We start from the raw sequence: 20,306 nt of genomic DNA, 5'->3' as shown, positions 1-20,306 counted from the left end.
GGGCAAACAGGAAAAACTTCTGCCTGTTCCTCCTCAGCGCCATTTAAATCTGTTACAAATCTGCTACAGTTATTAAACGGGCAGGAGAAGGAAATCGCGATAATTTTCTAAGTTTCCTAAAAATAAAAGAGGGATCGAAATGACTACTAAAATCCAAATCATATTTTACAGTATGTATGGGCATGTTTATCAAATGGCAGAGGCTATTAAGGAAGGCGCCCAAAAAGTATCAGATGTTGAGGCTTTGCTGTTTCAAGTCCCGGAATTAGTACCTGAAGAAGTATTAGAAAAAAGCGGGGCCAAAAAAGCACGCAGCCAGTTTTCCCATATACCCGTTGCAAAAACAGAGCAGCTGACTCATGCGGATGCGATTATTTTCGGCACCCCCACCCGCTATGGCAATATGTGCTCGCAAATGCGCAATTTTTTAGACCAAACTGGCGGATTATGGATGAATGATTCCTTAGTAGGAAAAGTTGCCAGCGTATTTTGCTCTACCGCAACGCAACACGGCGGCCAGGAAACGACACTCACCAGTTTCCACACTACTTTGTTTCATTTGGGTTTTATCGTTGTCGGCCTGCCTTATAGCGAAAAACGCATTTTAAATATGGATGAGATAACCGGCGGCACGCCTTATGGAGCAACAACGCTTGCCGGAGCGGAAGGCACGCGAAAACCCAGTGAAAATGAACTTGGCGCGGCAAGATTTCAAGGCCAGCATGTGGCGCAAATTACCAAGGCGCTCAAATTGGGACGCAATAAGCTGTAATTGCTATTGCAGCAACAACCAAATGGCATAAATTGTAAGCGAATCCGCAACAATGCATGCGGCAGTATGTCTGAGGCTAAATCATGCCTGAATTTCAATATACAGCAAGAGATCAAAAAGGGAATGAAATTAACGGCAGGCGCCGGGCTTTAACAGCTGAAGATTTGGCAGGGCAATTGCAAAATGAATCCTTGATTCCTTTGGATATAAAGCTTGCAGGCAAAACCCAGGAAAAAAAACATCCTGCTTTTGAACTGCCAAAATTATTTAAGCCCAAGGTTTCTCAGGAAGAATTGCAAATGTTTTGCCGGCAAATGTATTCTGTCTTAAAAGCCGGCGTTCCCATTTCCATTGCGGTAGAACGGCTTGCGGAAACCGCGCGCGATAAAACGTTGGCTAATGTTTTGCAGCAAACACTTGCCAGCCTGAATCAAGGCCACAGCTTATATTTATCCTTAAGCCAGTTTCCCGACATTTTTTCCGATTTTTTTATCAATTTGGTCAAAGTTGGCGAAAGTACCGGCCGCTTGGAGCAAGCCTTTTTGCATTTGGCCGAATACATTGACTTGAAAGTCGAGACCCAGAAAAAGATTAAATCCGCGCTTCGTTACCCCATACTGGTATTGGTGGCGACTGTTGTGGCGTTAATTGTCATCAATGCCTTTGTCATCCCGGCGTTTGCAGCGCTCTTTGCCCAGTTTAAGGGCGATTTACCTTTGATGACCAGGATTCTGATTGCCTCATCGAATTTCTTGACCAGTTACTGGTATATCGCGCTGTTAATGGTGCTCACAGTCATCATTGCCCTTCGCTATTACATCAAAACCCCTGAAGGCGAATTACAATGGGGAAGGCTCGAATTGAAACTTCCGGTTGTGGGATGGTTAATTCACCGCATTATCCTTGCCCGTTTTGCAAGGCTTTATGCCTTGGTGCTGCGCTCGGGGCTTTCTGCCGTAGAAGGTATTGAATTGGTAGGCAACTCCATCGGCAATGCTTTTGTTGCCAAAAAAATCAAGGCAGTTGGCACCTTGATAGCCCGCGGCAACAGCATTTCCTTATCGATTGCGCAAACCCATCTTTTTTCTCCCCTGGTCATTCAAATGATAACTTTGGGCGAGGAAACGGGAACCATTGATGAGCTGCTCGATGAAGTAGCGGATTTTTATCAGCGCGAAATTGATTATGATCTGGTGCGTCTAAGCGATGCCATAGAACCCATCATGCTTTCCGTGATGGCGGTGATGGTGCTGATTCTGGCTCTTGGTGTATTTTTGCCCATGTGGCAACTGGCGGGGCAGGTGCGCGGGTGAAAGGGGTGCTTGCCAAATCCTATCGCTTAAAACGCTATCATATGGTTTTAGTCATTATCGTCATAGGAGCGATCATTTGGCTGATGCTTCGTTATTTTGCCATGATTGAAGCCAGTTTTGAGCGCCTGTCTTTTGAACACAATCTTCGTCTTATAGAACGGCTGATCCATATCCAGAACATTATTGCTCAAGAAAAAGACATTTGCCGCAATCTTCGCTCCCCCGATTTCTTCATAGAGACAGTAGGCGGCATGGGCCTCAATCCCGCCGCAGAAAAGGGAAAGCGTTCTGTAATAAAAAAATGGCGCTATTTACCCAAGAAGCAGGTTTTAACCTACTATGTGCAGAGCAGGGATTATTTCCACGGCAGGAAACAGGAAATTCAAATTGCCTTTATCTGCTGGAATAACAAGGTATATTATAAAGTCAGCCGGCACCAATGGTGTGCTGATATGCGCCTTTGGGGTTGCAGGGAATGGGAAAGCGTGCCTCAATAAATTCTTGATGTATTTTTTACAAAATTATCTTGAATATTATTCTATAATTAAGGGTATAAACAATCTGGAGGCAGGACAATGAGACAACAGGGTTTCACATTGATTGAGCTCGTGATGGTGATTGTCATCATCGGCATTCTCTCGGCGATCGCCATTCCTCAATTTATCGACCTACGGGGCGAAGCAAGGCAGGCGGCTGTGAACGGTGTGGCGGGTGCCCTGGGATCTGCTTCTGCCATCAATTATGCAGCTTCAGTTGCCGGCTCGCCCAATGCCATCGCCGTGGATAACTGCACCGATATTGCAGGAGCCCTGGCAGGAGGCGCTTTGCCTTCTGCAGAATATGCCATTGCCGATCAGGCCATTGCGTCAGGAGCAACCGCGACCTGTACGGTAACGCTTACCCCTGCAGGCGGGGGGGCGGCAGTAAATGCCACTTTTACCGGTCACGGCACATAATTGATCCGGATAGGGATAGTTATTCATGCAGGGAGCAGCAATGATTACATCATTATTAATTTTAGGGATTTTTGTGATTATCATAGGGGGTATGCTGATTTTTACCCCCCACCTACTGGAAAAAATCAACGCTTACCTCAGCAAAAAAATATTCACAGACAAGGACGTGTTTGCGCACAGGCTGGTGGTTGCAGTCATCTTTATTGCTTCCGGCATCTGGTTTATTTTGACCTATGTTTACTACGCTTAGCGGTGGTACTCATCCGTCAGCTCAAGCGGCAGCTGTTTTAGCAGGCGCAGATATAATGCCGACATTTGCTTGCAAAAAATAAATTGTTGCTCACGGCTCTCCCATAAATCATAGTCTACACCCTTACGATAGGCCATTTGGCGCCCCAGGGTCTGGATAAGCTCCAGATCGACTTTTGAAAAATGAAGCCCGCGGTTTGCGGCAACCAGCTCGGATAATTTTTTATAATGCCTGATTTGGCGGTGCTCATATAACAGGCAGGCTTTGAGCGTCAATTCAACAGCAAGGTGCAACAGGGAAATCGCCGGCAACAAGGCATCGTGCGCCAAACCGTCCTGCGCCCTGATGTCTGCGTCCTCAGAGAGCAGGTGCAAAGCGCAATTGGCATGCTGCTCTGCGATATGAAGCATTTCTCTTGGTTCTAAATAATATTTTTGCATCATTCCCCCATGGGCTTTTATGGTTCGATATCACAAAAGAGAGCGTCCGCCGTCAACGGCTAAAACCTGCCCCGTGATGAACGGATTTTCGCTCAGCGCCAATACCGCGTTGGCAATAAATTGAGGCTCACCATGGCGTTTTAAGGGCGTTTGGGCCATGATTTTTTCCTTTATGGATTCGCTTAATGCGTTTTCCCCTTCAGGCCACATAATGGCGCCCGGGGCTATGGCATTCACTCGCACTTTTGGGGCAAATTCGCGGGCAAGCGACTTGGTCTGCATCGCCAAGGCTGCCTTGGACTGGCAGTACAGGCTATAGCCTTTAAGCGGTTTATCTGCATGAATATCCGTAATATTAACAATCGAGCCTTGTGTTTTTTCAAGATAAGGAAAAGCAGCAAGGCTTAGCCAAAAAGGGGCTTTGACATTGGCAGTGAACAACACATCCCAGTCTGCATCGCACTGTTCCTTTAAATGGTTTGGCATAAAAACTGAGGCATTATTCACCAGCAAGTCAAGCCTTCCCCACCACTTGTTTGCTTCTTCAATCAGCAGCAAAAGAGAGTTTTTGAGCATTAAATCAGCAGCTAAAGCGCATGCGCTGCCGCTTCTTTCCTGATTGAGCTTCCATGCCAAAGCGTTTGCCTCTTCAGCCGAATGGCGATAGTGTATAATCACCCGAAAACCTGCTTGATGCAGCGCTATGGCAATGTGTTTGCCAATGCGGCGGGCGCTGCCGGTGATTAATGCAACGCGTTGCTCTTCATTTTGTTGATTCACGTTCGTTTCCCCGGATAATTGCGCTATACTTGCACAGCCTGAGTAGAAGGCTTGTTAATCAATTCTTATAATGATCAATGATATGTTATGAAAGCTATTGAAGCCATAAAAAGGCAAATTGAACATCAAGGCGGGATACCTTTTGTTGAGTTCATGCGGCATGCATTATATGACCCGGCATACGGTTATTACAGCTCAAGCATGCCTAAATTCGGCAAGCAAGGGGACTTCATCACAGCGCCAGAACTGACGCCGCTGTTTGGCAAAGCCTTGGCCAACCAGTGCCGCGAGCTATTTGCCAAATTGCCATCCCCTTGCCTTTTTGAATTTGGCGCAGGTTCCGGCAGGCTTTGTGTGGATATATTAACGCACCTTGAACAATTGGATTGCCTGCCTAAAGAATACCTTATTCTTGAAGTCAGCGCCGATTTGCAAGCCCGGCAAAAACTCTTGATTGACTCGGAGATTCCGCACCTTGCAAAACGGGTAAAATGGCTCAATTGCTGGCCCGAAAAGCCTTTTTCAGGCGTGATGATTGCCAATGAAGTGCTGGATGCCATGCCCGTGCACCGCTTTCTGCAAAGCGGGGATGGAATACTGGAGAGTTATATTGAACTGGATGACAAAAAAAATCTGATTGAAGTATTTAAACCCTGCCAAAACCAGCTCTTGCTTGCACATGTGCAAAACTGTTTGCCGTCGAACCTTTATCCTTATCAGTCGGAAGCCAATTTATTGATTGATGGCTGGATTAAGGCGTGTGCAGAGCGGCTTGCGCAAGGGGCTATTTTGCTTATTGACTACGGATTTCCGCGCCATGAGTATTATCACCCTGAACGAAATACCGGGACAATCATGTGCCATTACCGGCAAAAAGCGCATGGCGATTTTTTAGCCCATCCCGGGGAGCAAGACATTACCGCCCATGTTGATTTTACTCATGTTGCAGAAGCAGCGCATGATGCAGGCTTTCATGTAGCTGGATTTGCAAGCCAGGCTTCCTTTCTCTTGAGCAACGGCATACTTGAGCTTTTGGCAACAGTAGCGAATGATCGCGAACGGGTCAAAGAACAGCAGGCAGTGAAGCAGCTGCTTCAGGCACATGAAATGGGCGAGCTGTTTAAGGTGATGGCATTAACCAGGAATCTCTCAGAATTAACGCTTGCGGGCTTTCAGCTGCAAGATAGAAGAGCGAGTTTATAATGATGGCAAAGTATTTAACTACTGTGGAGCTGCAAAAAGAATCCATGCAATTTTCAGCAGGTCATACGACTATTTTTTCAGCAACAGAACGCGAACCGTTGCATGGCCACCATTACGGCGTCTATCTCGCTTTGACCACCTGGGTTGAAGACAACGGCCTGACTTTTGATTACCGCTATTATAAAAAACGCATTCACAGTTTATGCAGGGCTTTAAACCAGACTTTTCTCATGCCCAAGTTTTCACCTTTTTTACAGTTTGAAGAAGATGAAACCTATTATTATTTCACCTTTAACCATAAAAAAATGCCGTTTTTAAAGGAAGACGTAACACTCATGCCCTTGAGCAATATTACTGTTGAGGAACTGTCACGCTGGTTCGTCAACGAATTGATTAAAGACGAAGAAGAGCTAAAGCGCCATCGGATAGAACGCATCGTGGTGAAGGTATTTTCAGCTCCCGGCCAATCGGCAAGCCACACCTGGCAGCGTCCCTAATCAAGCCAGTAGCCCGCATTAGCAAAGCGTAATACGGGGAAATTCCAAAGAGAACCCGGATTACGACTTCGCCTAATCCGGGCTACAATGCTACTGGGTAAAATTCAGCTGCTCATCATCCGAACTTTCTTCGCCATGTCGCTGTTGCAGCAAAGGCTGCTCCTCTCGCGGACGTGCAAACAACCCGAATGTTCCGGCTGTTTGCCTATGTTGCTTGGGTAATTCCCGAGCGAACGATTCATAGGCAGCTTCGTCAAATTCTGGCGCTTTAGCTTTGCCGGGTTCAAATTGGTTTAAAATCAAGCGCGATATCACCGCCAAAGCCAGCCCTGCTGCAATCACCCCAATGCCGATACCAGTGGGCATAAAGGTTAATGCAGTAAATATCAGTACGGGCATCATGGCATCAATAAAAATGCTGCGGATGAGCTGGGCTGTTTGAAACGCAATTTTTTTACCCTGATAGCTGGACTCGGCATCAAGGCGCATGATTTCAAGATAAAGAAATTTTTTCTCATCGGGATCATTGCTTTTAAGAAACTCATCAACCAGTTTTTGCCGCTCCTGCTTTAGCAATTGCCGCTGTTGGGCAATTTGGCCAATATCCAAAGCGCTGGTAACCGCGTTATAAGCCACAGTCAGCGCAAAACAGACAGCAGCGCCTGCGACACCTAACACAAGAGCCGTTGCCGGCAAGACGCCTGGCGGCATGATGCAGCACATCACGATAAAACCTGCCAATAAACCTGTGGAATAGGCAAAGCCCGCCGCCGCTTTATATTTTTTATAACGCCACTCCATCTCAGTTTGCTTGCGGTCAGCCAAAAGTTTTTCTTGTTCGATGGTCAAGGCTGCAAGCTTATCCTGAAGCATCGCATTTTCTTCATCCATTGTAAGCGCGGCTTCGGTGTCCCTGATTTTTTCATTTAACGCTTCAAGGTCATTTTCGTAGCGTAGCATGGTTTTGTTGTAAGCCGTACTTTCCTCATAAAACCGCCAGATGGAAAGGACAGTATCTACCAGCAACAGGCCAACAGTTAAGAGATTTCCTGAGTAACCAAGCCAGCTGCTGCCAGTCAGCCAGAAAAAAGTCACAAGATTCACGGTTGCCCAGATGGAATCATTTAACAAGTTAAACTTTCGCTGATTCCATTGGGTTTTGAAGCGATCCCATGCGGGGATTTGTGTTTCTTTCTCTTTCATCCACGGACCTTGGATTGCATGCTTCAGCAGCAGGCCAAGATTAATACCGAAGCGGGAATAATAAAGGATCCAGCTGACATAACCGGCCACATGGCGCACCGTCCCCAATGTTTGCTCGGCTTCAAGACGATGGCCAAAATCAGCAGGCAGCAGGCTTAAAACACTGGCCAAAAACCCATCGCCCCACACCCAGTAAAGCCGTCGCTCATTGAGCGCCCCCATCCACTCCCTGATTTGCCCTGTTTCGCTATAATCGGGATCGATCTCTTTAAGCTCTTTCTCGATGCCTTCCTTTGCCTTAGTCAAAGGCACAGAGTCCTTCTCAATCAATTCCTGAACTTTTTTAACAATAAAGGGGGCTATAACCGTTAACCCCAAATATTTTAAATGACGCCCGTAAGAATTAATTTCATATGCAAGATGATTTTCGAGCGTAGGAATAGAGTGTTCCAGCATAAACAGCAAGTCTGCGCAGCGCTTAATCTGGGTGCCAAGTTTATGAAGGTTTTGGCGCCTGCTTTCTGCGTCATCCAGGTTGTATTGTGCTGAAAAGAGGTAAAACGCAAATAGTAATTCTTCTTTCAATGCTTTTTTTTGCGCTTCATTAAAAAAAGGAAATGTAGCTGGATTAATCGCTTGCAGTTTGTTTTCATAAACAGCAACAGTCTCGGCAAGCGGCATGCGGTTATAAAAAAGGTCTTGAATATCGAGATCAAGTTTTTCGCCTCGTCGATAGCTCGCATACAACTCGCGCACTTTCCCTTGCCCTGCTTCATACAGGGCATTAAAAGACGTGTGGAGCAAGATGCTGTTTTCGCTGGTCATGGCCTCACCTCGGGCAACGGTAATCACTGCACTATTAATTTTGTGATCAAAAAGACAATATGTACACTTTTATATCACTTTATAACATAGGCTGTGTTTTGCCAACAAGATGATGAGCGTAATCTTTACATAAATGTCAGATTTTTTACGTTTATTTATTGGTGTTTTCAGTTTAGGGTAGTTCTACTTCGCGATGATATATGTCATCAAAACGGATGATGTCATCCTCGCCGAGATAATCGCCGCTTTGGACTTCAATGACATATAAAGGATGGCTTCCGGGATTGCCCAACCTGTGGCGGGTTTTTTGCGGGATATAAGTTGATTGATTGGCGCCCAGGCATAGCAGCTTGTCACCATTGATGACTTCTGCCTCGCCACTGACAACCACCCAATGTTCGGCGCGGCGTTGGTGCATTTGCAAAGAGAGTTTGGCACCCGGCTTGACCATCAGGCGTTTCACTTTGAACGTTTCTCCTTCTGCCAGAATTTCATAATATCCCCAGGGGCGCAGTACGCGAAGGTGCTCATCAGCCAACTGCGGATGTTTGCTGGCAAGGGCGCTGACCATGTCCTTGACCTGTTGTGAGTAACGTTTATCCGCAACCAGTATGGCGTCAGCGGTTGCGACAATAATTTGATCTTTTATCCCCAAAGCAGTGACCAGCGTTTTTTCACTGCTGATTAGGCAATTCTTGCTGTCTTTTGCAATGGCGTTCCCTTGAAGCACGTTGCCGTCATCATCCAGCGGATTTGCTTCTGCAACGGCTGTCCAGCAGCCAAGGTCGCTCCAGGGCATGGTTGTTGGAATCACATAAGCGGCACTGGTTTTTTCCATCACAGCATAATCGATGGACTGGTTTTCACACTGTGAAAAAGCATTTAAATCCAGGCGGAAAAAATCATGATGATGATGCGCATGAAAGACGGCTTCATCGCAGAATCGATAAATGTCTTTGGCATGCAGCTGGAATTGATGAAGCCAGGTTGCGGCTTTCGCGGCAAACATGCCGCTGTTCCAGAAGTAATGCCCCTGCTGAATGAACAGTTCTGCTGTCTGAACATCAGGCTTTTCGCGAAAGCTTTTAACTTTAAGCGGACTTTGCCCTGTATCCACGGCTTCGATATACCCATATCCTGTTTTGGCGCTGGTGGGCTTGATGCCGAACGTGATGATGCCGGAATTGCTGGCTGCGGCTTTTACACCACAAGCGATGGCCTCACGCCAACTGGCCACATCGCCTATCCAGTGATCAGAAGGCAAAATGAGCATGACAGCATCTTCGCCAAAATGCCTGGCAATATAATGGGCCGCTGCTGCCACCGCGGGCGCGGTATTTCGGGCGCAGGGCTCAAGCAGGTAAGTTAAAGTACAGCCTGCGCTGTTTAACTGCTCCTGGCAGAGAAAATAGTGTGCCTCATTGCTGATGATTAAGCAGTCGGAACAGGAAAGGCTTAATGCCCGGGCCAGCGTTTGCTGAAGGAGTGTGGCATCGCTTTGCAGGCGCAAAAACTGCTTTGGGAAATTTTTACGGGACAAAGGCCAAAGACGGGTACCGGAGCCGCCTGCAAGAATCACAGGAATTATTGTTTGCGCCATGGATTTGCATTCAATCGCTATCGTGTGGCGCATTTTAGCAGCTCCCTGATAGAGGTGGCAAATTTCAAAATAAACCTTGACGGCAAGCAAAGCCATCAGCCATCACTGGGAAATCAAAGCTTTGCTGCCCGGAGAATTTTCTTGAAGCACCATGATATGATCTTGCCTGATGTACTGGAAGCTTCCTCATCTTGCATGATAAAATTTCATTTTTGTGTATCACGGTTGTATCCATGAAAAAGGCTGTCGTCCTTTTATCCGGCGGGCTTGACTCTGCTACCTGTCTTGCCTTGGCAAAGGCTCAGGGTTTTTCCTGCTATGCTTTAAGTTTTGATTATGGCCAGCGCCATGCTTATGAATTGCTGGCGGCAAAGCGGATTGCCGAACGATCAGCAGTTTGCGAGCACCGCATTGTGAAGCTTGATATGGAGCAATTCGGCGGCTCGGCCCTAACGGACATGTCCATCGACGTGCCAAATTATAATGCCTCCCAAAATATCCCGGTAACCTATGTTCCGGCGCGCAATACGACTTTTCTTGCCATCGCATTGGGTTATGCCGAAGCACTTGGCGCATTTGATATTTTCATAGGCGTCAATGCCGTTGATTACTCAGGCTATCCTGATTGCCGGCCGGAATATATCAAAGCTTTCGAGGCGATGGCAAACCTTGCCACCAAGGCCGCAGTTGAGGGAGCACGCATCCGCATTGCGGCTCCCTTGCTCCACCTTAGCAAAGCCGAAATCATCAAGACTGGCACTGAACTTTTGGTGGATTATTCGCTCACGGTATCCTGCTATCGCTTAAACAACGAGGGTGAAGCCTGCGGCGCATGCGACAGCTGCGTATTTAGGGCCGAAGGCTTTGCCAAAGCCAATGTCCCTGACCCTACCCGCTATCAAAAATGACAAGCTCTTAACAAATAATTAACAAATTATTGTTTATTTTTCGCTTCTTATCTTGATTTTAACTGATATAATTGAACCTCTTTTACTTTGGGAGGATTTAATCATGTTGGAATTTTTACGTAACCACTGGAAGGGCATGGTGTTTGGTGCCATAGCTTTCGCCATTGTTGCCTTGTCTATTGCCGCAGTCATCCTGTTATTCCCGCCCGCGGGAGCCTTAATCAGCGCGCTTGCTGCCACCCCGCTTTTTGCTTACATGGGAGCCGCGGCGTTTGGCGTGGCTACCGCATCAGTTGCTCTCGCTGGCGCGCTTGCCGTCACTTCAGGATTGCTGGTGTTGAAAGGAATAGCATCTTTAGTTGGCAAATTATTTAACCCCAGCAGCCAAACGCAGGCGGAAGAATATGTTGTTCTCAATCGAAATGAAGATGAGGAAGATAAGCAAAAGCCATCTACCCTTTTACCTCAACTGCTTCAGAAAAACGAAATAAATAAAAAGCTATTAAAGGATAATGATTCCCAAGATCAGCAACCTCCTGTGTTAGAACAGCGACAGCAGGATGACAGTGTTATAGAAGGATCACAAGATGGAGTTGATAAAAAAACCAGCACTCCTGTATCTATTCCAAAAGTCGGTATGTTTAAGCAGCCGCCCACAATTGATATTCAAGAGAATCAGGAAGAGGAACAGCATGACGATTTGAGTCCAGCAAAACAGAAAGTTCAGTAATAGCATACTACCAGTAAAAAACGCGGCATTGCCGCGTTTTTTACTGGTCCCAACGCCTGGCCAGCGTATTGTCAAGCCCGAATAAATCAAGGACGCGGCCTATGTTGTCATTCACCAGATCGGCGATAGTTTGGGGCTCGTTATAAAAAGCCGGCACGGGCGGGAAAACTATGCCGCCCATTTGCGTGATGGTCACCATATTTTGCAAATGCACGAGATGTAGCGGTGCTTCACGCGGCATAATGACAAGCCTTCTTCTTTCCTTGAGGGTGACATCTGCGGCCCTCGCGAGAAGGCTGCTGCCTGTGCCGTGCGCGATTTCACCCAGTGTTTTCATGGAACAGGGGGCGATAATCATCCCTAGGGTCTTAAAAGAACCGCTGGCAATAGGGGCTGCAATATCCTGGCAGGCATGCACCACATCAGCCAGCGAGTTCAGGTCCTTTGCGGTCAGGTTTGTTTCATACCCGCGCGTTAACTGCGCTGCCTTGCTGACCACCAGATGGGTTTCCACCTCCATTTCCTTTAAGGCTTCCAGCAAGCGGATGCCATACACAATACCCGAGGAACCACTAATGCCGATAACGAGCCTGGGGTTGCTCATGAGCAAAACTCCATCATAAAAATAACCATTGTAACCCAGCTTCCCGCGTGAACCTATGTTGGGAAGCAGGTTATTGCTGGCTTCCAAGCATTTTTTCCCGCTGTTTCACCTCTCTCAGCCTGAATTCCTCATCGAGCTGGCCGACTACGCGGATAGCTTCGCTAACCGAGGTCTTGCCCTGTTTCAGTAAGTCAATGACTTCCTCGGAAATTGGCCGATAGGTATCGCATGCTAAAGCTGCCCTGGCAAACTGGGAAGCGTCGTTCAGGCGCAGGGCTTCAAGCATAGGCCTGTTTAATTCCAACAATTCATAAACGCCAACTCTTCCTACATATCCCCGGTAGCTGCAATGCGAGCATCCGGCGCCGGCTTTGAAGGTTTGATTCGGATCAATGCCCATGGTTTCAAGCCATATTATTTCTGCCTCTTCCGGGGATTTGTCTTCCATGCATGCCTTGCACAAAGTCCTCACCAGCCGCTGGCCGACTATGGCTTTTACAGCAGCTGCTACCATATAACCTTCAGCGCCCATATCAATTAAGCGCATGGCAGAAGTTAAGGCATCATTGGTATGCAGGGTTGCCAGTACAAAATGGCCGGTTACAGCAGCGCGCATTGCGATGCGTGCGGTTTCCGTATCGCGGATTTCACCTACCATAATGACATCCGGATCCTGGCGCAACAGGGAGCGGAGGATGCGGGCAAAAGTCAAATCAATTTTGGGGTTTACCTGAACCTGGCAGACCCGGTTGATGCGGTATTCGACGGGATCTTCTACAGTGAGAATTTTTCGCCCCGGCGTGTTCAATCTGGCTAAAATACTGTATAAGGTTGTGGTTTTACCGCTTCCCGTAGGGCCTGTGACCAGCAACATCCCGTAGGGTTTTTGATAAATGGATTCAAGGCGCTTGACCATCTCCCTTGGAATGCCAAGTTCTGCCAAGTCGCGAACAGGGGCTGACTGATCTAAAAGCCGCATGACCACCGATTCGCCGTTTGCAGTCGGCATTGTGGAGAGCCGCACGTCAAAGGTACGGCCTTTCACAGTAAAATTAAATCTCCCGTCCTGGGGTATTCTCCGCTCAGCTATGTCGAGATGGGCACGTAATTTTAACCTTTGTATTAATGCATTTAAAATCCGCTTGTTGTTTATAACATTTTCATTCAGCACCCCATCAATGCGAAAGCGGATGCGGAGGGATTTTTCATCAGGCTCAATATGGATATCTGATGCGCGGGCTTGTACGGCATCACGAAAAAGAGAGTTCAAGAGCTTTACAACAGGCGCCTGTTCTTCGCTTTCAACTGCTTCATCGAAGAGTTCATCTTCCGCGGCAGCCAGCTCATCGACCAACTCGCCGGAAAGTTCTTCAGCAAAATGGGTGATTTCCTGGGTACGGCGGTAGATCCTATCCAGCGCAGTCAATAAACTGTCTTCACTGACGACCGCGATTGTAATCGGTTTTTTCAGGATTTTTGAAATCGCATCAAAAGCGTTTATATCCTGCGGGTCTGCCATGCCAATCAAGTAACCGCCATCCTGGCGGGCCAAAACGATTGCCCGGTATCGGCGGGCATAGGTTTCTGGCAAAATCAGGGATAGGGACTGGTCAATATCATAAAAATTTAAATCGACATAAATCACGCCGAGCTGGCGGGCAAGCAGCCTCAGAAGCTGCTCCTCCTGGATAGCGCCCATTTCAACCAGAATAGCGCCAAATTTTTTCCCGGTTTTTTTTTGGATTTCGCCGGCCTTATCCAGTGTTTTTTGATCAACCAGATTTTCTTTCAGTAAAAGCTCGCCCAAGCGTATTCGTTTCATGACTAACCCTGCAATAGTTTCAATCGGTTCTCAGCATAGATACGAACCATAGGCTCAACGTCATAACTTTGGCTGGCATGTTGATAAGCGATTGCCGCCTGCTGAAAAGCCTGTCTTTGCTCAAGCGCCATGCCATAGCCTAGCCAATATTGTCCACATGAAGGCTCAATTTCCACCAGTCTTTTATAGAGATCACCAGCTTCATTATTCTTTCCCAAAGATTGCAGAATAGCGGCCATTAGCCCATAAAAATCCGGATCCTGGCGAATGTCTGGTTTAAACCTGGCAAGCAGCTTCAACGCCTTGCTCGTTTTATCCTGCTCAAAAAAAATTCTTGCTTTCATTTTAGACAATATTATCGAATCGGGTTCATACTCCAGGCCTTTGTCCAAAATAGTCATCGCCTTGGTCAAGTCGGCACGGGAAAGATAGATGGCAGCAAGACTTTCTCGGGCTTCGACAGAGGCGGGGAATCTTGCAAGAATCATCGTCAATAATTGAATGGCATGAGATTCCTCTCCTTCCTCTATTGCCTGAAGCGCTTCATTTAAGTGCAAATCATGCCATTCTCTGGCTGAAAGGCTTGAAGCCGTTTTTTTGACTGCTGCCGTCAAGATCGGTTTATGGGCATTAGGCGCCAATGTTGGTTCGGCTGCAAAATCCTCGTCGGGAAACTGTGATATGCCGGGAATAAAAGAAGGCAACACAAAAAATAATGGCTCTGATGGGTCATTTCTGGCAGGCAGGTTGCCTAAGGATTCATTCTGAATTTTGTTTGCAGCAGGTTTTGCGGTTGCCGGCTGCTTTTGTTGTTTTACTTGCACCAGAGCCTCCGAAGGAAGAGGGGCTGCCGGCTCGCCTTCGATTTCTTTGTCTTTTTTAATCTGTAGGCCATGCGTCATTAATAAAACCAGCAAACTGATTATAAACGTCGCAAAAAGCCAGGGGATAACGCTCGGCAGTTTTTGCAAAAAGGATTCCTTGTGCAAGGGAAGGTACAAAGGTGTTGCCTTGGCCCTGGCTTTGGTTTCATTGAGATCTTTTAGCATCTCATTCAGTAAACTCATCTCAGAGCAGCCCCAGCTTCCAATAGACCCCCAGCACCAAAACCAGCGCAAGGCCGCTGATTAAATACATGGTTAAATTAGAGTGGCTTTTGGTTATCCAGGCGCTTTCCGTATCGGCAATGGCGCTTTTGACGGCTTTGACATCCACAATACCGGCACCGCGCCCATAGGTGGCAAGCAATGCCTTGTGGCACAATACGTTCAATAAACGCGGCAGGCCTTTGCTTGCCCGGTAAAGATATTTTTTGGCGCTTTTGGAAAACATTGAGCCATAAGTATAACCCGCCTTAGCCAGGCGATGGCAGATATACACTTCAAATTCGCTTTTGCTTAACGGCTTTAAGGAATACGAGAACGTAATGCGCTGCTTTAACTGGCGTAAATTTTTCTGATTCAGTTTATTATCCAGTTCAGGCTGGCCAAATAAAACCACTTGCAGCAATTTTTTTTCTTCCGTTTCAAGGTTGGTCAGCAACCGAATGGCTTCAAGGCAGGAATCCGGCAAAGCCTGGGCTTCATCGATGATTAAAACCGTTTTTTTACCGGCCTTATGCAATTCCAGCAAGCGCATATTAATGGCAGTCAACAATTGGTGCTGGGTCATGCCCTTCTCAGGTTTCAAACCCAGTTCAGTCGCCAATGACAAACGAAGGCTATGGGCATCTTGATCGGGATTGGGAATATAAGCTGTGACATACTGATCATTGAGCGCGTTCAAAAGCAGCCGGCACAGCAGGGTTTTACCCGTTCCCACCTCGCCTAATATCTTGATGAAGCCCTCGCCATGCTCAAGACTTAACAATAAGATATTCAAGGCCTCCTGATGGCCAGGCAGCTCACAGTAAAATTCCGTATTGGGAGTGAGTGAGAACGGCAGTTTCGCCAATTTAAAATGCTCTAAATACATTTAAAGCCCTCCTGCATATCAATGCTGCGGTTTATAATAACCTGCCTTAGGCCCAAAACTCACAGGCTCTTCGCCTTCTGTACCATAAAGGTCAGGCCTGCTGCCGATTTTAAAGCCACGTTTCATACGCGCGAACTGTTGTGTGGTTTCAATCAAATGCTTATTCATGCTTTTCGGGTTAATCACGGTTGGCCGCAAAAGGATGACCAGCTCACTTTTATTGGAGTTTTGCTTGGTTGCCCTAAACAAGGTGCCAAGAAAAGGAATATTTCCAAAATAAGGCATTTCAGCAATTTGTTCTTCAGACTGGTTTTGCATTAAGCCGCCGATGACGACCACTTGCCGGTTTTTCGCGTGTACAATGGTATCTGACTCACGAATGGTGCTTTGCGCCAAAGGCAGTTCAAGGACGCCGCCCTGCTGGCCAAGATTAATGCGCTTTCGTTGGTCTTTCACCACACTGACTGATGGATGAATGTGGAGGGTTACATCATTATTGGCATTAATCTGCGGCGTGACATCGAGAGTTATCCCAGAGAAAAAAGGCGTTAAATCAACGTTCTGCGTGGGATTGGTAACGCCTCCTGTGGTCACAAAATTTTGGGTGGTATTGATATTGGTTACAAAGAATTCATCGCTGCCCACTTTAATCATCGATACCTGATTATTCATGGCCGCCACTCGCGGGCTTGAGAGCACCTGAACATTACCTTGCGTTTCCAAAGCCTGTATGGTTGTTTCAAAGCTTTGATTCCAGTTGATATCTATTTTGAATGCGTCAGGAAACGTTTCTGGTGAAATATCCACGCCAGCTCTTGTAAAATTACTCAGCGCATTCAAGCGCGCTCCAAACAGGCGCCAATCGATACCCATCTGGTATTCATCCTTCAGCGTTACCTCAAGAATCTTCGCCTCCAGAATGACTTGGCGGTCCATGCTGTTTTGCACCAGATCGAGATAGGTTTCGACTTGCTTGAGTTCTTTTGGCAGGGCGCGGACCACGACGACTCCTGCCATGGCATTCACAGTTACGCTACGCCCGCCCTCAGTGCCGATAATACTCTCGAGGGTGGATTTCAGCTGCTTCCAGAAATCAATAGTGCTTTTGGTTTCAACATCACCAATTTTATTCTCAACTGTTGCGGTATTGCCAAATGATGTTGCCGTCGTTGCGCCCAAAATACCGCTGGTTGTCCTTCCCGCCGGCAATTGCGTTACTTCTCCGGAAGAAAGGCGCATGTTTGAGCGGCCCTTGCGTTCCAGCTCAAGATAATTGACTGTATACATCTGTGTTTTCAGGCTGTTTGGCAGAATCTCATAACCGCCGGGGATGGGATTATAGGCGTACCCATAAAGATTCTCCAAGGTTTGCAGCACCTGTTCGATGGTCACATGTTTCAGATTCAAGTTTTTAATTTCACCTTGAATATCCGGACTGACCACAATACTTAATGGCGTATCTGCTGCAAGCGCCGTGTAAAATTCATGGGCCGGCGTTGATTTCACTGAAATATCAAAACGCCTTTGCAGGTGATTTTTTTGCGGGATGCGAACCTTGATTCCAGGCATTAACGCTTTGGAAATGACTTTGGATGATTTTGCGTGATCTGCTTTATATTGCAGCATTTCATTTTCAGCAATCCCTTGCCGTAAATCTACATTCATTTCATCGATAGCCGTTCCATCCTTTGGTTGATTGGTGGTGCACGCCGCAAGGCTTAATACTAAAATTAAAAAAACTTTTCTCATTGCGTTCTAGTTCCAAATACCGCGCTTAAATAAATGAATAATCAGCTTTCTTCCCGCCACTGACAATACAACGGCATTTCTTTCAATTGCAACCACTTTCGCCCCTCCAATGTTATCACCAACTTTTACAAGACGATTATTGATGATTGCCATGCGGCGGCTATTGCTGATGATAATGGATTGCAAATCAAAGCCTACGGCGTCTTTTTCTGCGGCAGCGACATCGCTTATCCCTGCTGGAGGTTTTGTGGGATCTCGGCCTGGATTCATTAGGGGGGCGGCAAAACCTGGTAGAAAAACCAATAGAAGAAAGCAAAAATTAAATAAAACAACATGTTTCATTTAACCGTTCCATCAGTAGTTGCCTGACCGCTTGCGGGCTTCAAGGTATAAAATTCTATGACTGCCAGGGCTTGCGGGTATGCTTCTACTTTATAATTTAATTTGTCCCAATACAACTGCCAGGGGCTTTGTTCCAGGCGTTTTAAATAATTCATGATCGAGAAATAATCCCCTTTTAAAGTCAGAATATACTGAGTTCTTTCTCCGGATAGCCCGCTAAAATTCGTCAATGCCGACGGCAGCGCAGATTGAGTGGAAACAGCGCTGCTTACAGATGGTTGAGGCTTTGCCAGGGCAGCATCTTCTCCTCGCTTTTGAATGGGGGCATTCGAAAAATCTTCAATACTTACGCCTTGGGTCTCCTCCAGAATGGAATACAATAACCTCGATAAATCACGGCTGCTGATGTAGCGATGCTTAAAACGAGTAATTTGCTGTTCAACTTGTTGTATTTCTTTCTGAATATCCTGATAGGTTCTAATCAAACCCAGCAGGGTTTTATCTCGGGCAAGTTGCTCAATTATTTTACCCTTTTCTGCAAAAAACGCCGTTTGCTTCTTTTCTTCCGCGGCGACAAGTTTTATTTCTTCAATGCGGTTTTTTTGCGGAAGAAAAATTAAAAACATCCAGAGCACAAGAATCAGCAAAAGCGAGGTAACCAAAATCATAACCCGCTCCCTGAGGCTTAAGCGATCCAGTATAAACCGCAATTTAATCAATTGTTCTTTCACCGCTTGTCTTCCTGATCCTCTTCCTGATTGGTAAGCTTTTTATTCGCTATTTCAAATTCGATATAATTTTTGCCAGGGACTTTTTTAACATAAAACAAATCAAATTCTATTGCTTTAAAAGCCGCAGCCTCTTTAAGGTTTTGCAAAAAAATAGACACCAATACAGGCTGCAGGCTATATCCGCCAAGCGATAAATTCTTTTCATTCTGATCAATTTTGATGGTTGATAGCCACAAGCCTTCCGGCACAGCAATAGATAGATTGCTTAAATACTGAGAAAACGGATGTCTGAGCGTCGCATGAGTGAGCTCTTTAAATTGTTCCCGCTTGGCTTGCAGCTTGGCTTGCAGTTCGGTAACCCGTTCGACCAATGGCCGCTCTGTAGCCAATAAAGGATAAGCTTTGGCCATTTTCTGAAAATTCTTTTCTGCAATCTCGCGTTGCGCGGTGATTTCATCAAGCCGTTGCGCTGCTTGAAACTGATAAACGCCCATCGTCAAAGAAATGGATATTAACACCAAAAGCAAAGCAAGTATGCCAAGGCCCATCCACATTGCCGGCAAGTATCGTGGAGCCTCCGGCATGGAGCGAAGGAAGTTCACTTCTTGAGTCATGTCGGATTTTGCCCTTTGTCGTTATTGAAATTAAATGCAAGCGCCCCGCCAATGCTGTAAATTCTGTCCTGCTGTGCCTTAAGGCCTATGGGTGTTTCCACCTGCAAATATTCATTGATATCGAGCAACTTAATCTCTTTATGCAATTCGCGCTCAAGATATTGCAAAAAGCTTTTTGCCTTATAGAACATTGGCGTGAAAAAAATCTCCTGTGGCTCGGGCAATTTTAATTCACTCAGGCAATAATCAATACTACGCTGGATTTCCAAAAGCATGCTTTCCGCACCCTTTGGATCTTCTTTAAGATGGCGGCCCATCGGGAGCTCTCGAACCAGATAAAGCTTATTTTGATAGATGACCTGCAACTGGCATAGTTTGTCTTCAAGGCTTATCACCATAGCTGACGCCATTTCATTGTTAAGCGCGAGGCTTACGAGGTTACGCAAGGCAAGCTCCGCGATGCCGACTCCCTGAACTTCAAGAAAAGCTTTTTCCAGAATTTCAATTTTAGCCTTCAGCGAAGACATGGAAGTAACCGCCACAAATACTTTTTTTCTGCGGCCGGCTACACCATGGGAGGGGATAGAAAAAACATCTATAGCCAAATCATTCAAGGGATACTCGACCAATCCTTTTAGCCGCCACCGAAAAGCTTTGGCCATTTCCTCTTCCGGCACTTCCAATGCATCCATGAGCAATAACTGGTATTGCCTAGGCCATAAAATCATCTCGCAAGAAGCGCCGATCAAATGCAAGCTTTCGACCTCGCGAGCCAGCCCCTGGGCTATCAGCTGGGGGATTTTTTCTGCAAACTCACAATGTTTGCTAAAGAGCAATTTCTGGTTATTCTCAATTGCCGAAATAGCGAATTGTTTTTCGCCGAGACAACAAGCAATGCTCCGTTTGCCGCGATTAAAATTGAAGCCAAACATAAAACATCCATGTCCTGCATAATTACATAGACATTAACACAAAATCTTCTATACCTGCATT

22 protein-coding genes are annotated in these 20,306 nt (G+C 46.5%); 9 read left to right on the top strand and 13 right to left on the bottom strand.

The features are described from left to right. Nucleotides 1-139: 139 nt before the first annotated feature. From wrbA to Llon_RS10635, 5 genes are all read left to right on the top strand, one after another. Nucleotides 140-772 (top strand): NAD(P)H:quinone oxidoreductase, encoded by a 633-nt coding sequence (gene wrbA / locus Llon_RS10655; protein WP_058530027.1) that lies wholly within the window; start codon nucleotides 140-142, stop codon nucleotides 770-772. Nucleotides 773-855: 83 nt separating this feature from the next. Beyond that, nucleotides 856-2,085, top strand: a complete 1,230-nt coding sequence (locus Llon_RS10650) for a type II secretion system F family protein (RefSeq protein ID WP_058530026.1) — start codon at nucleotides 856-858, stop codon at nucleotides 2,083-2,085. Next, nucleotides 2,082-2,582 (top strand): hypothetical protein, encoded by a 501-nt coding sequence (locus Llon_RS10645; RefSeq protein WP_058530025.1) that lies wholly within the window; start codon nucleotides 2,082-2,084, stop codon nucleotides 2,580-2,582. The genes Llon_RS10650 and Llon_RS10645 overlap by 4 nt, the downstream gene beginning before the upstream one ends. 78 nt (nucleotides 2,583-2,660) lie before the next feature. After that, nucleotides 2,661-3,041 carry a type II secretion system protein gene (locus tag Llon_RS11855; protein WP_058530024.1) on the top strand — a complete coding sequence of 127 codons (381 nt, stop codon included), beginning with the start codon at nucleotides 2,661-2,663 and terminating at the stop codon, nucleotides 3,039-3,041. Between the two features lie 40 nt (nucleotides 3,042-3,081). Then, nucleotides 3,082-3,291: a hypothetical protein gene (locus Llon_RS10635; protein ID WP_058530023.1), complete on the top strand. Its 210-nt coding sequence runs from the start codon at nucleotides 3,082-3,084 to the stop codon at nucleotides 3,289-3,291. Here the strand turns inward: Llon_RS10635 and Llon_RS10630 are convergent. Both Llon_RS10630 and Llon_RS10625 read right to left on the bottom strand, forming a co-directional pair. After that, nucleotides 3,288-3,731: a hypothetical protein gene (locus tag Llon_RS10630; protein WP_058530022.1), complete on the bottom strand. Its 444-nt coding sequence runs from the start codon at nucleotides 3,729-3,731 to the stop codon at nucleotides 3,288-3,290. The genes Llon_RS10635 and Llon_RS10630 overlap by 4 nt on opposite strands. A 30-nt stretch (nucleotides 3,732-3,761) precedes the next feature. After that, a complete protein-coding gene (locus Llon_RS10625) occupies nucleotides 3,762-4,511 on the bottom strand; it encodes a pteridine reductase (protein WP_058530021.1) in 750 nt (249 codons plus the stop codon). Nucleotides 4,512-4,598: 87 nt separating this feature from the next. Here Llon_RS10625 and Llon_RS10620 point away from each other — a divergent pair, with 87 nt between their 5' ends. Both Llon_RS10620 and Llon_RS10615 read left to right on the top strand, forming a co-directional pair. Beyond that, the gene (locus Llon_RS10620; protein WP_058530020.1) at nucleotides 4,599-5,714 is read left to right on the top strand and encodes a class I SAM-dependent methyltransferase; all 1,116 of its coding nucleotides are present in this window, start codon (nucleotides 4,599-4,601) and stop codon (nucleotides 5,712-5,714) included. A 2-nt stretch (nucleotides 5,715-5,716) separates the two neighbouring features. Continuing rightward, complete coding sequence (locus tag Llon_RS10615; protein ID WP_058530091.1) at nucleotides 5,717-6,211, top strand: 6-pyruvoyl trahydropterin synthase family protein; 495 nt, start codon at nucleotides 5,717-5,719, stop codon at nucleotides 6,209-6,211. Nucleotides 6,212-6,301: 90 nt separating this feature from the next. On the opposite strand, the gene Llon_RS10610 is transcribed toward Llon_RS10615, so the two are convergent. Together Llon_RS10610 and Llon_RS10605 are read right to left on the bottom strand one after the other, a co-directional pair. Further along, nucleotides 6,302-8,239, bottom strand: coding sequence for a hypothetical protein (locus Llon_RS10610; protein WP_058530019.1), 1,938 nt, complete (start codon nucleotides 8,237-8,239; stop codon nucleotides 6,302-6,304). A gap of 172 nt (nucleotides 8,240-8,411) precedes the next feature. Continuing rightward, nucleotides 8,412-9,839: a mannose-1-phosphate guanylyltransferase/mannose-6-phosphate isomerase gene (locus tag Llon_RS10605; RefSeq protein WP_058530090.1), complete on the bottom strand. Its 1,428-nt coding sequence runs from the start codon at nucleotides 9,837-9,839 to the stop codon at nucleotides 8,412-8,414. Between the two features lie 233 nt (nucleotides 9,840-10,072). On the opposite strand from Llon_RS10605, the gene queC reads away from it, so the two are divergent. Both queC and Llon_RS10595 read left to right on the top strand, forming a co-directional pair. Then, entirely contained in the window at nucleotides 10,073-10,747 is a 675-nt protein-coding gene (queC, locus tag Llon_RS10600; protein ID WP_058530018.1) for a 7-cyano-7-deazaguanine synthase QueC, read from the top strand. Between the two features lie 103 nt (nucleotides 10,748-10,850). Then, nucleotides 10,851-11,477, top strand: coding sequence for an MFS transporter (locus tag Llon_RS10595; protein WP_058530017.1), 627 nt, complete (start codon nucleotides 10,851-10,853; stop codon nucleotides 11,475-11,477). 40 nt (nucleotides 11,478-11,517) lie between these two features. Here the strand turns inward: Llon_RS10595 and Llon_RS10590 are convergent, their stop codons facing one another. From Llon_RS10590 to Llon_RS10550, 9 genes are all read right to left on the bottom strand, one after another. After that, nucleotides 11,518-12,081 carry a UbiX family flavin prenyltransferase gene (locus tag Llon_RS10590; protein ID WP_058530089.1) on the bottom strand — a complete coding sequence of 188 codons (564 nt, stop codon included), beginning with the start codon at nucleotides 12,079-12,081 and terminating at the stop codon, nucleotides 11,518-11,520. Nucleotides 12,082-12,151: 70 nt separating this feature from the next. Then, nucleotides 12,152-13,903: a GspE/PulE family protein gene (locus Llon_RS10585; RefSeq protein WP_058530016.1), complete on the bottom strand. Its 1,752-nt coding sequence runs from the start codon at nucleotides 13,901-13,903 to the stop codon at nucleotides 12,152-12,154. A 2-nt stretch (nucleotides 13,904-13,905) separates the two neighbouring features. Further along, the gene (locus tag Llon_RS10580; protein WP_058530015.1) at nucleotides 13,906-14,970 is read right to left on the bottom strand and encodes a tetratricopeptide repeat protein; all 1,065 of its coding nucleotides are present in this window, start codon (nucleotides 14,968-14,970) and stop codon (nucleotides 13,906-13,908) included. 1 nt (nucleotide 14,971) lies between these two features. Further along, a complete protein-coding gene (locus Llon_RS10575; protein ID WP_058530014.1) occupies nucleotides 14,972-15,877 on the bottom strand; it encodes an ExeA family protein in 906 nt (301 codons plus the stop codon). 18 nt (nucleotides 15,878-15,895) lie between these two features. Beyond that, on the bottom strand, nucleotides 15,896-17,626 hold the full coding sequence (gene mshL, locus Llon_RS10570) for a pilus (MSHA type) biogenesis protein MshL (RefSeq protein ID WP_058530013.1): 1,731 nt from the start codon (nucleotides 17,624-17,626) through the stop codon (nucleotides 15,896-15,898). Between the two features lie 6 nt (nucleotides 17,627-17,632). Then, entirely contained in the window at nucleotides 17,633-17,968 is a 336-nt protein-coding gene (locus Llon_RS10565; RefSeq protein ID WP_058530012.1) for a general secretion pathway protein GspB, read from the bottom strand. Next, nucleotides 17,965-18,699, bottom strand: a complete 735-nt coding sequence (locus Llon_RS10560) for a hypothetical protein (protein WP_058530011.1) — start codon at nucleotides 18,697-18,699, stop codon at nucleotides 17,965-17,967. Before Llon_RS10560 ends, Llon_RS10565 begins: the two co-directional genes overlap by 4 nt. Further along, a complete protein-coding gene (locus tag Llon_RS10555) occupies nucleotides 18,696-19,313 on the bottom strand; it encodes a PilN domain-containing protein (RefSeq protein ID WP_083503324.1) in 618 nt (205 codons plus the stop codon). Before Llon_RS10555 ends, Llon_RS10560 begins: the two co-directional genes overlap by 4 nt. Further along, nucleotides 19,310-20,245 carry a hypothetical protein gene (locus tag Llon_RS10550; RefSeq protein ID WP_058530009.1) on the bottom strand — a complete coding sequence of 312 codons (936 nt, stop codon included), beginning with the start codon at nucleotides 20,243-20,245 and terminating at the stop codon, nucleotides 19,310-19,312. The genes Llon_RS10555 and Llon_RS10550 overlap by 4 nt, the downstream gene beginning before the upstream one ends. Nucleotides 20,246-20,306: the final 61 nt, after the last annotated feature.

Source organism: Legionella londiniensis (assembly GCF_001467825.1).
GTDB classification, from domain to species: Bacteria; Pseudomonadota; Gammaproteobacteria; order Legionellales; family Legionellaceae; genus Legionella_A; species Legionella_A londiniensis.
This window is presented reverse-complemented; position numbering and strand designations above follow the sequence as displayed.